This window comes from Pseudomonas chlororaphis subsp. piscium, assembly GCF_003850345.1.
In the GTDB taxonomy this organism is placed as follows: Bacteria; Pseudomonadota; Gammaproteobacteria; order Pseudomonadales; family Pseudomonadaceae; genus Aquipseudomonas; species Aquipseudomonas piscium.
On the sequence record NZ_CP027707.1, the window covers coordinates 3,547,808 to 3,562,438 of the forward strand.

The 14,631-nt window shown below is 67.9% G+C and carries 12 protein-coding genes; 1 reads left to right on the forward strand and 11 read right to left on the reverse strand.

The genetic code is table 11. From position 1 onward, the window contains the following. Positions 1-89 precede the first annotated feature (89 nt). The 11 genes from argE to C4K38_RS16385 all read right to left on the reverse strand — a co-directional run bounded on the left by argE (position 90) and on the right by C4K38_RS16385 (position 13,451). Positions 90-1,247: an acetylornithine deacetylase gene (gene argE / locus C4K38_RS16335; protein ID WP_009049170.1), complete on the reverse strand. Its 1,158-nt coding sequence runs from the start codon at positions 1,245-1,247 to the stop codon at positions 90-92. Further along, entirely contained in the window at positions 1,244-2,398 is a 1,155-nt protein-coding gene (locus C4K38_RS16340) for an NAD(P)/FAD-dependent oxidoreductase (RefSeq protein ID WP_009049171.1), read from the reverse strand. The genes argE and C4K38_RS16340 overlap by 4 nt, the downstream gene beginning before the upstream one ends. Next, positions 2,395-3,801 (reverse strand): FAD/NAD(P)-dependent oxidoreductase, encoded by a 1,407-nt coding sequence (locus C4K38_RS16345; RefSeq protein WP_016705158.1) that lies wholly within the window; start codon positions 3,799-3,801, stop codon positions 2,395-2,397. Before C4K38_RS16345 ends, C4K38_RS16340 begins: the two co-directional genes overlap by 4 nt. Continuing rightward, complete coding sequence (locus C4K38_RS16350) at positions 3,783-4,091, reverse strand: (2Fe-2S)-binding protein (RefSeq protein WP_009049173.1); 309 nt, start codon at positions 4,089-4,091, stop codon at positions 3,783-3,785. Before C4K38_RS16350 ends, C4K38_RS16345 begins: the two co-directional genes overlap by 19 nt. Then, positions 4,088-5,929 carry an ABC transporter ATP-binding protein gene (locus tag C4K38_RS16355; RefSeq protein WP_053279285.1) on the reverse strand — a complete coding sequence of 614 codons (1,842 nt, stop codon included), beginning with the start codon at positions 5,927-5,929 and terminating at the stop codon, positions 4,088-4,090. Before C4K38_RS16355 ends, C4K38_RS16350 begins: the two co-directional genes overlap by 4 nt. A 1-nt stretch (position 5,930) precedes the next feature. Next, a complete protein-coding gene (locus tag C4K38_RS16360; protein ID WP_028684087.1) occupies positions 5,931-6,806 on the reverse strand; it encodes an ABC transporter permease in 876 nt (291 codons plus the stop codon). Next, complete coding sequence (locus tag C4K38_RS16365) at positions 6,803-7,759, reverse strand: ABC transporter permease (RefSeq protein WP_016705155.1); 957 nt, start codon at positions 7,757-7,759, stop codon at positions 6,803-6,805. The genes C4K38_RS16360 and C4K38_RS16365 overlap by 4 nt, the downstream gene beginning before the upstream one ends. A 48-nt stretch (positions 7,760-7,807) precedes the next feature. Beyond that, positions 7,808-9,445 carry an ABC transporter substrate-binding protein gene (locus C4K38_RS16370; protein ID WP_041983646.1) on the reverse strand — a complete coding sequence of 546 codons (1,638 nt, stop codon included), beginning with the start codon at positions 9,443-9,445 and terminating at the stop codon, positions 7,808-7,810. Positions 9,446-9,534: 89 nt separating this feature from the next. Then, positions 9,535-10,815, reverse strand: coding sequence for an NAD(P)/FAD-dependent oxidoreductase (locus C4K38_RS16375; RefSeq protein WP_053279286.1), 1,281 nt, complete (start codon positions 10,813-10,815; stop codon positions 9,535-9,537). Positions 10,816-10,857: 42 nt separating this feature from the next. Next, on the reverse strand, positions 10,858-11,526 hold the full coding sequence (locus C4K38_RS16380) for a haloacid dehalogenase type II (RefSeq protein ID WP_009049179.1): 669 nt from the start codon (positions 11,524-11,526) through the stop codon (positions 10,858-10,860). A 452-nt stretch (positions 11,527-11,978) separates the two neighbouring features. Continuing rightward, positions 11,979-13,451, reverse strand: coding sequence for an aldehyde dehydrogenase family protein (locus C4K38_RS16385; RefSeq protein WP_053279287.1), 1,473 nt, complete (start codon positions 13,449-13,451; stop codon positions 11,979-11,981). A 267-nt stretch (positions 13,452-13,718) separates the two neighbouring features. On the opposite strand from C4K38_RS16385, the gene C4K38_RS16390 reads away from it, so the two are divergent. After that, positions 13,719-14,576: a GNAT family N-acetyltransferase gene (locus C4K38_RS16390; RefSeq protein ID WP_053279288.1), complete on the forward strand. Its 858-nt coding sequence runs from the start codon at positions 13,719-13,721 to the stop codon at positions 14,574-14,576. Positions 14,577-14,631 lie beyond the last annotated feature (55 nt).

A 14,631-nucleotide genomic window follows, 5' to 3' on the forward strand; every position in this document is an offset into this window, starting at 1 on the left:
ATAACCACGGTGCGTCAGATCGATCCGGGATACAGGCTTGGCGGGCTAGCGCCCGATCGCAGCCTCCGGCAGCGGCTACAGGTGACCGCTCAACGTTTCAGGGAACCCAGCAGGCCTTCGAGAAAACGCTGGCCGGCATCCATCTGGCTGACCTCGATGAACTCGTCGGGCTTGTGCGCCTGCTCGATGGAGCCCGGGCCGCAGACCACCACCGGGATGTCCAGGCGCTGGCTGAACAGGCCGCCTTCGGTGCCGAAGCCGACCTTGGCGTAGCCAGTGCCCGGCGCGGCGAAGGCGTGGAGCAAACGCACCGCCTCGACACTCGGATGGGTCTCCAGCCCCGGGTACACATTGAGGGTTTCGATCTCGATGGCCGCCACCTCGGAGACCTTGCGGGCCTCGCGCACGATCAGCTCGGCGCGTTCGCGCATCTGTTCGAGGAACTGCTCGAGATCGTCCGCCGGCAGGTTGCGCACCTCGAAATCCAGGGTGCACAGGTTCGGCACTATGTTCAGCGCCTTGCCGCCGCCGATCTGCCCGACGTGCACGGTGCTGTAGGGAATGTCGTAGTCGGCATCCCGCGCGCCCTGCTCGCGCAGACGCTGCTGGCTGTCGCGCAAACCGGCGATGAAATCGCAGGCCAGGTGAATCGCGTTGGCTGCCAGCGGCGCCAGGGAGGAATGCGCTTCCTGGCCACGGCAATAGGCGCGGTACGACCCCTTGCCCTTGTGCCCGAGCACGAACTGCATGCGCGTGGGCTCGCCGATCAGGCACAGGAACGGCCGCACCGGCGCCAGGTGCAGCACGTCCAGCAGGCGGCGCACGCCGACGCAACCGATTTCCTCGTCATGGGACAGCGCCAGTTGCAGCGGCCGGCTCAAGGTGCTGTCGGCGGCATCGAGCATGGCGTCTATGGCCAGGGCGATAAACCCCTTCATGTCGCAGCTGCCGCGCCCGTAGAGGCGCCCGCCTTGCTCGGTGACCTGGAACGCCGGCAGGGTCCAGGCCTGGCCGGCGACGGGCACCACGTCGGTGTGCCCGGACAGCAGGATCCCCGGCAGCTCCCGCGGCCCGGTGCTGGCGAACAGGTTGGCCTTGCGCCCGCTTTCGTCCTTGACGATCAGCGACTCGATGCCCTTGCCCAGCAGCAGCTCGCGCACGTATTCGATCAGCGCCAGGTTCGACTCCGAGGACACGGTGTCGAAGGCGATCAGGCGCTTGAGGATCTCCAGTACCCGGGGTTTCATGAGGCCTTGCTCCGTTGTGCGGTTGTGCCGGCGAAGCGGCGAATCGAAAAGGGCTCGATCGGGGTGCTGGTGCTGCCGGTGGCGATCAGCTCGGCCATCACGTCGCCGACGCCCGGGCCGAGCTGGAAGCCGTGGCCGCAGAAGCCGAAGGCGTAGTACAGGCCGTCGACCTGGCCACTGGGACCCATGATCGGCAGCGAGTCGGGCAGATAACCTTCGATGCCGCTCCAGACGCGGATGATGTTGAGGTTGCCGACGCCCGGCAGCAGCCGGCGCATCTGCTGGATCTGGTTGAGGATGCTGCGCGGTTCGACCTGGGCGCGCCGTGTGAGCATGTCCGGTTTGCTGCGGTAGCCGCCGCCGATGATGATGTTGCCGCGGGGAATCTGGCGGAAGTAGATCACCTCCTCGGGGATCTTGGTGTAGACCCCGATCACCGTCGGCAAGGCGTAAGGCACCGGCTCGGTGACCGCCATCTGCGGGCCGTTGGTGTCCAGCGGCACCGGCTCGCCAAACTGCTCGGAGAGTTTCTGGCCCCAGGCGCCGGCGGTGATCAGCAGGCGTTCGGCGCTGAATTGGCGGCCGTCGGTGGTGCCGACCCGGAACCCGCCGCCGACCTTCTGCACCTCGGCCACTTCGGTGCGTTCTTCGATCCGCGCGCCGGCGCGCACCGCCGCCCGGGCAAAGGCCGGGGCCGCCAGGCGCGGGTTGGCATGGCCGTCATGGGGCGCGTAGGAGCCGCCCTTGACGTCCGGCCCGAGGAACGGAAAACGCTCGTGCAGCTCGCGGCCGCGGTAGATCTTCAGGTCCAGCTGCCGAGCCTCGGGTGCCGCGGCATAGGCCTCGAGCTCAGCGATCTCGTCCTCGCGGTAACACACCCGCATATGGCCGCTGGCGATGAATTCCAGGTCGTCGTCGATCAGTTCCGGCAGGCGCCTCCACAGGGCCCAGGAACGGTTGGCCAGCTCCAGCTGGCCGAGATAACGCCCCTGGCGCCGCACGTTGCCGAAGTTCACCCCGCTGGCGTACTGGCCGATCTGGTCGCGCTCCAGCAGGGTCACCGACTGGCCGCGCTGACGCAGGAAAAACGCCGCCGCCGAGCCCATCAGGCCGCCGCCGACAATCAGTACATCGGACTGTTGCACCGTCATGGCGTCACCTCCCCGGTGAGCATCGAAAGGGGCTTGACCGGGGCCTGGCCTCGCTGCCGGCCCACCTCCTGCACCGCGACCCCGGCCGCGGCGGCGATCACCTCGGCCCCGGCCTGGGAACAGTAGCGACCCTGGCAGCGGCCCATGCCGACCCGGCTGAAGGCCTTGGCGCGGTTGACTTCGCAGGCGCCCTTCTCGCGCACCGTGCGCCGCAGTTCGCCGGCGCTGATCATCTCGCAACGGCAGACGATGGCGGTGTCCGGCAGTGCCTCGGCCTGGGCGCTCGGCCAGGGAAAGGCCTGGGCCAGGCCGAGGCGGAACTGGTCCATCACCGCCAGGGCCTGGCGCTGTTCGTCGCGTTCCGCGGCGTTGACCGGCAGTTGCAGATCCTCGAGCAGGGCCAGCGCCGCGAGGCGCCCGGCGTGTTCGGCGGCGTCGGCGCCACGGATCTTCGCCCCGTCGCCGGCGGCATAGACCCCGCTGACACTGGTGCGCCCGGCCTCGTCGAGCTCCAGCAGCCATTGGCTGGACGCCGGGTCGAAGGCCAGGCGGCAACCGGCAAGGTCGGCCAGCTGGGTTTCCGGACGCAGGTGATAGCCCAGGGCCAGGGCATCGCACTCGACATCCAGGCTGTCGCCCTTGGCGGTCTTGACCTGCACCAGGCTGACCCCGCCCTGGGCATCGCCCAGCACCCGGACCGGCTGGATCCCCAGGTGCACCGGCACCCGGGCCAGGCACAGTTGCGCCAGCAGCTTCATGCCGGTCCAGAGCAATCCCGGGCGCGCCAGCAGTTTCGGCAAGGCGCCGATGCGCTTGCCCAGCGACGAGGTGTCGAGCACCGCGGCGACCTGCGCCCCGGCCTTGAGGTACTGGCTGGCCACCAGGTACAGCAGCGGCCCGCTGCCCATGAACACCACGCGGTGACCGATGGACACCGATTGCGCCTTGAGGGCGATCTGCGCGCCGCCGAGGCTGTAGGTGCCCGCCAGTTGCCAGCCTTCGAGCGGCATCAGGCGGTCGGTGGCGCCGGTGCAGAGGATCAGCGCGTCATAGTCCAGGGTGAAGTGCCGGCCCTGGCTGACGCAGCACAGTTGCCCCGGGGTCAGGTTCCACACCAGGGTGTCCGGGCGATAGTCGATGCGCGGGCGCAGGCGCTCGAAGCTGTCGTGCAGGGCCCGCGCCTTGTGCGCTTCGCTGCCGTACAGGGTGGCGTAGTCGCGGCGGAAACCTTCGGGCTGGCGGCGGTAGATCTGCCCGCCGTCGCGACGGTTCTCGTCGACCAGGGTCGGCACCAGGCCGGCCGCCAGCAGGGTTTCGGCGCAACGGACACCGGCCGGGCCGGCGCCGACTATCACGACCCGCGGCGCGGCGCCGGACGGGATGTTCAGCCGTGCAGTGGCCATACCGCCTCCGGTTGTGTGGTGAGGATATCCAGGCCCTCGCGGACCTCGCTGGAACAGGCGCGCAGGCGTTCGCCGGCACGGGTCCAGACCCAGCAGTCCTGGCAGGCGCCCATCAGGCAGAAGCCGGCGCGCCGGCCGGAATCGAACTCCGACTGGCGCAGGGCCGTCCCCTGGGTCAGCAACGCCACCATCAGCGTGTCGCCCTGCAACGCCTCGATCGGCGCACCATCCACCCACAGTCTGACCGGCGCCCGTTCGCGCTCGCCCAACCGTACAAAACGCCCCTTCATGCGTAGGCTCCCTCGGTCATGCCATTGAAGTTCTGTTGGCTCTGCAGCAACTCGCCGCTGTCGCGGTGGCAGAGGATCTCGCTGCCGCCGTCGATGGCGCGGCGGTTCGGCGCGGTGCGGTTGCACAACCCGTCGATGCGCACCGGGCAGCGATTGAGGAAGGTGCACAGCTCCGGCACGTTGGCCTTGACGCCGATCGGCGGCAGGCTGGCGCAGGTGCTGCCGCAGCTTTCCAGCCAGCCCTGGCGCAGCTCCGGCACCGAGTGGATCAGCAGGTCGGTATAGGGATGGAACGGCGCCTGGGCAAAGGCCGCGCGGCTGCCCGCCTCGACCTTGTGCCCGCTGTACATCACCACAATGTCGTCGCACAGCGCGCGCACCGTGGAAATGTCGTGGCTGATGAACAGGTAGGACACCCCCAGTTCCTGGCGCAGGTCGCGCAGCAATTCGAGAATCGCCGCCCCAACCACCGTATCCAGGGCCGAAGTCACCTCGTCGCAGAGGATCAGGTCGGGCTTGGCCGCCAGCGCGCGGGCCAGGTTGACCCGCTGTTTCTGCCCGCCGGACAGCTCGCTGGGCCGCCGGTCCGCGAGCTTGCGCGGCAGCCGCACCAGGTCCAGCAGTTCGTCGATGCGCTGGCGCAAGGCCGCGCCCTTGAGGCCGAAATACATCTTCAGCGGCCGGCTGAGAATGGCGCTGACACTGTGCATGGGGTTGAGCGCGGTGTCGGCGTTCTGGAACACCATCTGGATCCGCCGGAACTGCTCGTCGGTGCGGCTCGACAGGCTGCCGCCCAGGGGCTGGCCGTCAAAGCTCAGCTGGCCCAGGGCCGGGCTCAGCAAACCGGCCACCACCCGCGCCAGGGTCGACTTGCCGGAGCCCGACTCACCGATCACGCCAATGGCCTGGCCACGGCGCACGGTCAGGTCGATGTCCTCCAGCACGCGGATCATCGGCATGCCTTGCAGGTTCTTGTTGCCGTAGCCGGCGGTCAGGCCCTTGATGGTCAGCAGCGGCTGGTCCTCGGCGATATCGCTGGGCGGGCGAATGGTCGAGTCCGGGCGCGCCGCCGCCAGCAGGCTGCGGGTGTAGTCGTGGGCCGGGCCCTCGAGCAGCGGCGCGGTGGCGCTCTGTTCGAGGATCTGGCCGCCGTTGAGCACCACGATCTGATCGGCCATCTGCGCCACCACCGCCAGGTCGTGAGACACATACACCGCTGTCGCTCCGCGTTCGCGCACCACCCGCTTGAAGGCCCGCAGCACGTCGATCTGGGTGGTGACGTCGAGCGCGGTGGTCGGCTCGTCGAGGATCACCAGCAGCGGGTCGCTGATCAGCGCCATGGCCGCCATGACCCGTTGCAACTGGCCGCCCGAGACCTGGTGCGGGTAACGCTGGCCGATGTGTTCCGGGTCCGGCAGGGCCAGGTCGCGGAACAGCGCGATGGCCTTGGCCTCCAGGTTGGCGCGGCTGTCCAGGCCATGGATCAGGGCGCCCTCCACCACCTGGTCGAGGAGTCTTTTCGCCAGGTTGAAGGCCGCCGCCGCGCTCTGGGCGATGTAGGACACGCGATTGCCGCGCAGGCCCTGCAACTGCTCCTCGCCCAGGGCCAGCATGTCGTGTTCGCCGACCCGCACCACCCCGGACGCCAGGCGGCAACCGCGGCGGGCATAACCCAGCAGGGCCAGGGCGATGGTGGTCTTGCCGGAGCCGGATTCGCCGATCAACGCCAGCACCTCGCCCTGCTCCAGGGCGAAGCTCACGCCCTTGACGATCTCCACTTCGCCGCTCTCGCCGCCGGCAACCACCCGCAGGTCTTCCACTCGAATCAACTGGCTCATCTCAATGACCTCCCGGACGGCGGCTGCGGCGCGACGAGATCCTGTCGATGAACAGGTTCACGCCAATGGTCAGGGTGCCGATGGCCAGCGCCGGGATGACGATGGCCGGCGCGCCCTGGTTGAGGCCGCCGATGTTCTCGCGCACCAGCGAGCCGAGGTCGGCGTCCGGCGGCTGCACGCCGAGGCCGAGGAAGCTCATGCCGCTGAGCAGCAGGACGATGAAGCCAAAGCGCAGGCCCAGGTCGGTGAGCACCGGGTTGAGCATGTTCGGCAGGATCTCCACGCAGGCGATGTACAGCCGGCGCTCGCCCCGGGTGCGGGCCACCTGCACATACTCCAGGGCCTCGATATTCACCGCCAGGCTGCGGGCGATACGGAACGCCCCGGGGGTGAAGCTCAGCACCGCGGTGCACACCAGCAGCACCACCGAGGAGCCGAAGGCCGAGACCATGATCAGCGCCAGCATCTTGCTCGGGATGGAGATGAAGGCATCCATCAGGCGGCTGATGACTTCATCCAGCCATTTCGGCGCGACCACCGAGAGCAAGGCGCAGGCGGTGCCCAGGCCGCTGGCCAGGACCGCGGAAATCAGCGCCAGGCCGACGGTGAACCGCGCGCCCACCAGCACCCGGCTGAGCATGTCGCGGCCCAGGTAATCGGTGCCGAACGGATAGGCCGCGCCCATGGCGTCGAACACATTGGCGGACACCACTTCGCCCACCGGGTGCGGCGCCAGCCAGGGGCCGAACAGCGCCACCAGCAGCCACAGCACACACATCGCGGCCCCGGTCAGGCCGAGCCAGGACGGCCCGTGGGACACCTTGCCAAGCGCCAGGTCGGGCGTGGCAGGCGTCGACTTCAGCATGAGATTGCTCATTGGTTTCTCAGCCTCGGATTGGAAAGAATCGCGCACAGGTCGGCAATCAGCACCAGGCCCAGGTAGGCCGTGCAGAACAGCATGGTGCAGGCCTGGACCAGCGCCATGTCGCGGTTGGTCACCGCGTCGACCATCAGGCTGGCGATCCCGGGATAGTTGAAGATGGTCTCGACGATCACCACCCCGCCCAGCAGGTACGACAGGCTCAGCGCCACCGCGTTGGCAATCGGCCCGATGGCGTTGGGCAAGGCGTGGCGCAGCACGATGCGCACCGGGCTGACGCCCTTGAGCCGGGCCATTTCCACGTAGGGGCTGTCGAGCTGGTCGATCACCGCGGCGCGGGTCATGCGCGCCATTTGCGCGACGATGACGAAGCACAGGGTCATCACCGGCAAGGCGTAGGTGCGCAGGAACTGCAGCGGCGAGTGGATTTCGCTGGCGTAGGACAAGGCCGACAACCAGCCCAGGTTCACCGCGAACACCAGCACCGCCAGGGTTGCCACCAGGAACTCCGGCACCGCCACCAGGGCCAGGGTGATGAAGCTCAGGACGCTGTCCAGGCGCCCGCCGCGGCCCATGGCCGAGCCGATGCCCAGGGTCAGCGCCACCGGCACCGAGACCACCGCGGTCACCGCCGCCAGCATCAGGGTGTTGGGCACCCGCCCGGCCATCAGCTCGCTGACCGGCATGGCGTTGGACACCGAGGTGCCCATGTCGCCGGCCAGCAGGCTGAGCAACCAGTGCAGGTAACGCACCACACCGGGCTGGTCCAGGCCCAGTTTCAGGCGCAGCGCCGCCACCTGTTCCGGCGTGGCGAACTGCCCCAGGGCCTGTTGCGCCGCGTCCCCCGGCAATACCGCGGTGATGGCGAACACCACCATGGAGACGATCAACAAGGTCACGACCGCGGCGCCCATGCGCCGCCCGATCAACCACAGTGTGTTGCTATTCATCGCCCTTCCCTCCTGCCTTGCAGCCCCGACGGAACCCGCTTTCGCCCCTCACGCGTCCAGCCACACCTGCTCGGCGAACATGTAGCCCATGAAGCCGCCCAGGGGGTTGCTGCCATAGCCCTTGATACGCTGGTCGACCCCGTCGATGTTGCTGATGAACACCGGGATGCCGATGCCACAGTGGTCGTGCACCAGGGTCTGCATGTCGGCGTACATGGTGCTGCGCTTGGCGTCGTCGGTCTCGCCGCGGGCCAGCATCAGCAACTGGTCGAACTGCTCGTTCTTCCAGCCCGACTCGTTCCATGGCGCGCTGGACTGGAAGAACTGCGAGAAGATCACGTCGGCGTTCGGCCGCGGGTTGATGTTGCCGAAGCTCAGCGGGTGCTTCATCCAGTGGTTGGACCAGTAGCCGTCGCTGGGCAGGCGGTTGACGTTGAGGGTCAGCCCGGCCTGCTTGGCCGACTGCTGCAGGAGCACAGCGATGTCCACCGAACCGGTGGCGGCCGGCGAGGCCACCAGCGGCATGCTGACCTTCTCCATGCCGGCCTTCTTCAGCAGGAAGCGGGCCTTTTCCGGGTCGTACACGGTCTGCGGCAGGTCGGCGTTGTAGTAACGCGAACCGGGCGCGATCGGGTGGTCATTGCCGACCACGGCGTAGCCGCGGAACACCGCGGATTTCACCTGTTCGCGGTCCAGCAGGTGCTTCAGCGCCTGGGTGAATTCCGGGCTCTGGCCAGGCAACTGGTCCTGGCGAATGATCAGGTCGGTGTAATTGCCCGACGGCGCGTCCACCACCCGGTGCCCGGCGCTGGCGGCGATGCGCGCGGTGGAGCGCGGGTTGACCTCGTTGATCAGGTTGACATCGCCGGAGAGCAAGGCGTTGACCCGCGAAGGCTCGTCGGCGATGGCGATGAACTCGATCTCGTCCAGGTACGGCAGGCCCGGCTTCCAGTAGTTCGGGTTGCGCGCGGAGACCGAACGCACGCCCGGCTTGAACTCCTTGACCTTGAACGGCCCGGTGCCGATGCCCTGGCTGAAGTCGGTGGTGCCTTCGGGCACGATCAGCAGGTGCGAGACCGCGAGGATCGACGGCAGCTCGGCGTTCGGCGCCTTGAGGCGGATCTGCACCTCATGGGTGCCGGTGGCCTTGATCTCGGCGAACTGCTCCATCAGCGGCATGACCTTGGAGCCGGTGGCCGGGTCCTTGTGCCGCGACAGCGAGAACACCACGTCAGCGGCGGTCAGGCCCTTGCCGTTGTGGAAGGTCACGTCCTTGCGCAGGGTGATGATCCACAGGGTGGCGTCGGTATTGTCGATACGCTCGGCCAGCTCCAGCTGCGGCACCAGGTGGCTGTCGAAGCGGGTCAGGCCGTTGTAGAACATGAAGTGCCGCACATAGTCGGTGGACAGTGCGCCCCGGGCCGGGTCGAGGGTGTCGGCGGTGGAACTGGACATGCCGGCGACGCGGATGCGTCCGCCCGGCTTGCCCTTGCCCGGCGCCGCGCTGTCGCTGGCGAGCAAGGTGCCGGCACTGCCGAACAGGCTGCCGGCGCCCGCGGCGGCGACACCGGCCACGCCAAGCATGCGCAAGGCACTGCGGCGGGACATGCCACGGTTCAGGCCCTCGAAAACCCGCAGGCTTTCTTCGCCGGAAATCAGTTGCGGATCGACTTTGTTGTCAGTCATAGCAGTTCTACCTGTCGAATAATGAGAAGGCTCGAGTGCTCGCGGTTGACCGGAGCGTCCTGGAAACGCAAAACGACGGTGCAGCAAACTCAGTGCAGATAGTCCTGGAAGCGGTAGTAAGCACCTACCAACGGCAGGAACCAGGGCTTGCCGAAGTGCCCGGGAATCGCCGGCCACGCCAGGTCTTGCCAGGGGTTGGGGTTGGCGCTGGCCTTGCCGTCCATGACCTCGGCCATGACCTGGCCCATGTGCACCGACATCTGCACGCCATGGCCGCTGTAGCCCATGGCGTGGTAGATGCCGTTGCGTTCGCCGGCCCGGGGCAGCCGGTCGCTGGTCATGTCCACCAGCCCGCCCCAGCAGTAGTCGATCCCGACCCCGGCCAGTTGCGGGAACATCTGCACCATGGCCGCCTGCAGCACCTTGCCGCTCTTGGCGTCGGAGCTGGGGCTGGACATGGCGAAACGCGCCCGGCCGCCGAACAGCAGGCGGTTGTCCGGGGTCAGGCGGAAGTAGTTGCCGATGGTGCGGCTGGTGACATAGGAACGCTGGTGCGGCAGCAGCCGCTCGACCAGGGCTTGCGGCAGCACCTCGGTGGTCACCACGAAGCTGCCCACCGGCACGATGCGCCGCCGGTACCAGCCGAGGTCGCCATGCTGGCAGGCGCCGGTGGCCAGCAGGATCTGCCGCGCCTGCAACGAACCGCGCGCGGTGTCGAGCCGGTAGCCGCCACTGTTGCCTTGCCAGCCTTTGACCGCACAGTCCTGATAGATCAGCGCGCCATGGCGCGCCGCCGCCTGCGCCAGGCCGACGCCGAAGCGCCCGACATGCATCTGTACGCCGTTGCGCTGCAACAGGCCGCCGTGAAAACCGGCGGAATCGACTTCGCCGCGCACCTGCTCGGCGGACAGCAACTCGACATCGGCATCGACCTCGCGGCGAATCAGCTCGCAGGTGCGCGCCAGCCCTTCGTAATGCAAGGGCTTGGCCGCCAGCTTGAGCTTGCCGTTGCGCTTGAGGTCGCAACCGATGCCCTCCTGCTCCACCAGCGCCACGACGCTCTGCACCGCCCGCTCGTAGGCCTGGTAATAGGCCCGCGCCCGCTCGGCGCCGAGGCTGGCGCTGAGGGCGGCATAATCCTGGGCCACCCCGGTGTTGCACTGGCCGCCGTTGCGCCCGGAGGCTTCGCCGATCACCCGGCCGGCCTCCAGCACCACCACCCGGGCGCCCTTCATGGCCAGCGCGCGGGCCGCGGACAACCCGGTGAACCCGCCACCGACGATCGCCACGTCGACGCTGTCCGGCAACGCGCCGGCCTGTGCCCCGGTGAACGCCGGCGCACTGTCGAGCCAATAGGATTCACTGCCCATGCCTGACTCCCTGACCATGCCTTGAAGAGCGCCCATGACCGATCAGAGACCGACCAGCGCGGCCAGGCCGCCGATGTCGGGGATCTGCTGGTAGCCGTAGATGGCGTTGGCCGGCTGTTCGTGGCCACGGGCGACGAAGGCCTTGTGCTTGATCTTCATGTCGTGGGCCGGCATCAGGTCGTAACGGAAGCTGGAAGACACGTGGAGGATGTCTTGCGGGCCGCAGCCGAGGTTGTCGAGCATGAACTCGAAGGCCGCCAGGCGTGGCTTGTAGGCCTGGGCCTGTTCGGCGGTGAAGACCTTGTGGAACGGCGCGCCGAGCTTGTCGACGTTGGACATGATCTGGCTGTCGCTGGCGTTGGAGAAAATCACCAGGGGGATCTTGTCGGCGATCTTCGACAGGCCGGCCGGCACGTCGGGATGGGGGCCCCAGGTCGGCACCGCGTCGTAGTACAGCTGGCCTTCGTCACGGTACTCGACGCCCCAGCGCTTGCAGGTCCGCGCCAGCGCGGTCTTGAGGATCTCGTCGTAGGGCCTCCAGTCGCCCATCACCTGGTCCAGGCGATAGGCCGAGAAGTCCTTGACGAACTGGTCCATCTGCTCGGGGCTGACGCGGTCGGCGAACAGCTCGCGGGTCATGGTGCCCATGTGGAAGTTGGTCAGCGTACCGTAGCAGTCGAACGTAATGAATTTGGGACGAAGAAAGCTCATTGAGTGCGGTCCTGAAGTTCGTTGAGGTCATGGCGTGACACGCAAGAGCGCGGCTGCCGGAGCCCTGATGCAGCGTTGCAATCACAGCTTCATTACAACACCGTGAAATCAGCAGATGGCGTTAAAAGCGCGGGCTGCTCGATACAAACCACCGTTTTTCGGGGTGCCCTCAGCAGACTTTGCGGGGCGCGCCAGCCTTGGGCAAAGCCCGTATTCATGCGCTTTTATGGACCTTTTCCAGCCGCCGGGGCTCAAGCCAGGGCCCGACCGCCGCAGAACCTGCGCCGCCCCAACAAAAACGGGCGCCCCCGTCTGGAAGCGCCCGTTTCGCTGAATCGCAGAGTGTGTCCCGGTCAATCCCCAACCGGTGGCGGCCGGCCTTCGGCCGCGCCGGAAGGTTCAATGCATACTTCGTACCGCCCCGCTCAGCCGCCGCCTGCCGGTCATGGCTTTCAGCCGGCGATATCGATCAGCACGCTCTTGAAGCGCAGGTTGGCCTCGAAGGCTTCGCGCCCCAGGTCCTTGCCGATGCCGGAACGCTTGTAGCCGCCGGTGGGCAGGATGTAGTCGTTGCTGCGCCCGTAGCGGTTGACCCACACCGTGCCGGCCTCCAGGCGCCGGACCAGGCGCAGGGCGCGGTTGATGTCGGCGGTGTGCACCCCGGCGGCCAGGCCGTAGGTGGCGTGCTCGGCCAGGCCCAGGGCCTCGGCTTCGTCGTCGAAGGCCTGCACCGTCAGCACCGGGCCGAAGATCTCCTCGCAGACCGCCGGGTTGCTGTTGTCCAGGCCGGCCAACAGGGTCGGCTGGTAGTAGGCGCCGCCCAGGCCATCGAACAAGCCGCCGCCACAGAGCACCTCGGCGCCGGCCTGGCGCGAACGCTGGACGATGCCGTCGATGCGGTTGGCCTGCTGCCGGGAAATGATCGGCGACAGCGTGCTGGCCGACGACCAGGTCGGCCCCGGGCGTAATTGTTCGAAGTACGTCCGCAGGTGCTCGACGAAGGGCTGCATGATCGAGCGTTCGATCAGCAACCGCGAACCGGAGACGCAGACCTGCCCGGCGTTGCCGGTAATGGCCATGGCCACGGTGCGCGCGGTCCTGGCGATGTCCGGCACGTCGGCGAACACCAGTTGCGGGCTCTTGCCGCCCAGCTCCAGGGTCACCGGCTTGGGCCCGACCAGGGCGCAGGTGGACATGATGCTCGAACCGGTGGCGGTGGAGCCGGTAAAGGTCACCTTGGCCACTCGCGGATGGCGACACAGGGCATCGCCAGTGACCCGGCCGTCGCCCTGTACCACGTTGAAGATGCCCGCCGGGATCCCCGCTTGCAGCGCCAGTTCGGCGAACCGCAGGCTGGAGTACGGCGTCAGTTCCGACGGTTTGAGCACCACCGCGTTACCGGCGGCCAGGGCCGGGGCGACTTTCCACGAGGCCATGCTCAGCGGGAAATTCCACGGCGCGATGGCGGCGATCACCCCATAGGGTTCGGCGATCTGCATGCCCAGGCGGTCGGTCTGGGTGGCGGCCAGCGAACCGCCGTGCTTGTCCGCCAGCTCGGCGAAAAAGCGGATACCTTCGGCGACATAAGGAATGTCCCAGGCGATCACGTCCTGGTGCGGACGGGTCGAACCCACGGCCTCCAGCGGCGCGAGGATCGCCGCGTCGGCTTCCACCAGGTCGGCCCAGCGCCGCATCACCCGCGCCCGCTCCCGGGGCGGACGGCTGGCCCAGTCGGAGCGGGCGAAGGCCTGCCAGGCGTTGTTCACCGCCTCGTCCACCCATTCGGCGTCGGCGATCGGCAACTGCCCGTAGGCCTGGCCGTCCGACGGGCGCAAGACTTCCAGCCCGGGCGCGGCGTCGCGGTACTGGCCGGCGATGAAATGAGCGCTGCGCACAGCGACAAGACGAGGATCGAAGCTATCCATGGAGCACTCCACTAAAGGCGGCAATAAGGTCGGCGAAGGCCGGTCCGGCCGGTGAAAACCAGGCCTCCATCCTAGGAAAAAAGCGCAAGCATTTGCTGCCGACCTTATGCCCCTTTTAAGTAGTTACTGTGGTCTGCCGGCCGCTCTTTTAGGGATTCTGCCGAATCGCTGCCGGGCTCTTGCCAGGTCTCGGCGCAGATGGGATACAGGCGCATCGCCGCACAGCAAAGCCGGCGATCGCGCTTATCTTTTCCACGGAGTCTTGCCATGTCCGCCACCCCTCGCCCCGCTTATGTGTATCGCCCGATGACTGTCGCCGACCTGCCGGCGGCCCACGCCCTGTCGGTGCAATTGAAGTGGCCCCATCGCCTGGAAGACTGGGCGATGTTGCAACGGGTCAGCCAGGGCTTCGTGGTGGAAGACGGCGAGCGCCTGATCGGCAGCGCCTTCGCCTGCCTCCAGGGTGACTACGCCACCATCGGCCTGGTGATCGTCAGCAACGGCTACCAGGGCCAGGGCATCGGCCGCACCCTGATGGAAAAGGCCCTGCACGCCTGCGGGTCGCGCACGCCGGTCCTCAACGCCACCCTGGCCGGCGCGCCGCTGTATGCCAGCCAGGGCTTCGTCGAGTTCGGCATGATCCAGCAGCATCAGGGCCAGGCGCAGGCGCCTGAGGTCGGCGCCCTGCCCGCCGGCGAAAGCTGCCGGCCGCTGCGCAAGGCCGACCGCCTGCGCCAGCTGAGCCTGGCCAACGCCGGCAGCGGCCTGGACCGCCAGCAGGTACTGGAAGACCTGTTCGCGGTGGTCGAGCACAGCGTCGGCATCGAGCGCGACGGCCAGTTGCGCGCCTTCGCCCTGCTGCGGCCGTTCGGCCGTGGTCGCTGCATCGGCCCAGTGATTGCAGAAAACCCCGAGCAGGCCCGGCAGATGATCGCCAGCCTGCTGAGCAAGGTTCCCGATGCCTTCGTGCGCATCGACATTCCGGCCGACTGCGGCCTGGCCGACTGGCTGCAAAGCGCTGGCCTGAAACAGGTCGACCAGGTCGCGCAGATGGCCCGCGGCACTCCGCCCCGGGCGCTTGGCGGCGTTCGCCAGTTCGCCCTGGTGACCCAGGCCATCGGCTGATCCACAACGCCGCGGGCGCCCGCCGCGCGGCACCTTTTCCACTTCCCAGAGAGTC

Coding starts and splice junctions, on each gene's coding strand:
- argE (WP_009049170.1), bottom strand. CDS start 1,247: ATGAAACCCCGGGTACTGGAGATCCTCAAGCGCCTGATCGCCTTCGAC.
- C4K38_RS16340 (WP_009049171.1), bottom strand. CDS start 2,398: ATGACGGTGCAACAGTCCGATGTACTGATTGTCGGCGGCGGCCTGATG.
- C4K38_RS16345 (WP_016705158.1), bottom strand. CDS start 3,801: ATGGCCACTGCACGGCTGAACATCCCGTCCGGCGCCGCGCCGCGGGTC.
- C4K38_RS16350 (WP_009049173.1), bottom strand. CDS start 4,091: ATGAAGGGGCGTTTTGTACGGTTGGGCGAGCGCGAACGGGCGCCGGTC.
- C4K38_RS16355 (WP_053279285.1), bottom strand. CDS start 5,929: ATGAGCCAGTTGATTCGAGTGGAAGACCTGCGGGTGGTTGCCGGCGGC.
- C4K38_RS16360 (WP_028684087.1), bottom strand. CDS start 6,806: ATGAGCAATCTCATGCTGAAGTCGACGCCTGCCACGCCCGACCTGGCG.
- C4K38_RS16365 (WP_016705155.1), bottom strand. CDS start 7,759: ATGAATAGCAACACACTGTGGTTGATCGGGCGGCGCATGGGCGCCGCG.
- C4K38_RS16370 (WP_041983646.1), bottom strand. CDS start 9,445: ATGACTGACAACAAAGTCGATCCGCAACTGATTTCCGGCGAAGAAAGC.
- C4K38_RS16375 (WP_053279286.1), bottom strand. CDS start 10,815: ATGGGCAGTGAATCCTATTGGCTCGACAGTGCGCCGGCGTTCACCGGG.
- C4K38_RS16380 (WP_009049179.1), bottom strand. CDS start 11,526: ATGAGCTTTCTTCGTCCCAAATTCATTACGTTCGACTGCTACGGTACG.
- C4K38_RS16385 (WP_053279287.1), bottom strand. CDS start 13,451: ATGGATAGCTTCGATCCTCGTCTTGTCGCTGTGCGCAGCGCTCATTTC.
- C4K38_RS16390 (WP_053279288.1), top strand. CDS start 13,719: ATGTCCGCCACCCCTCGCCCCGCTTATGTGTATCGCCCGATGACTGTC.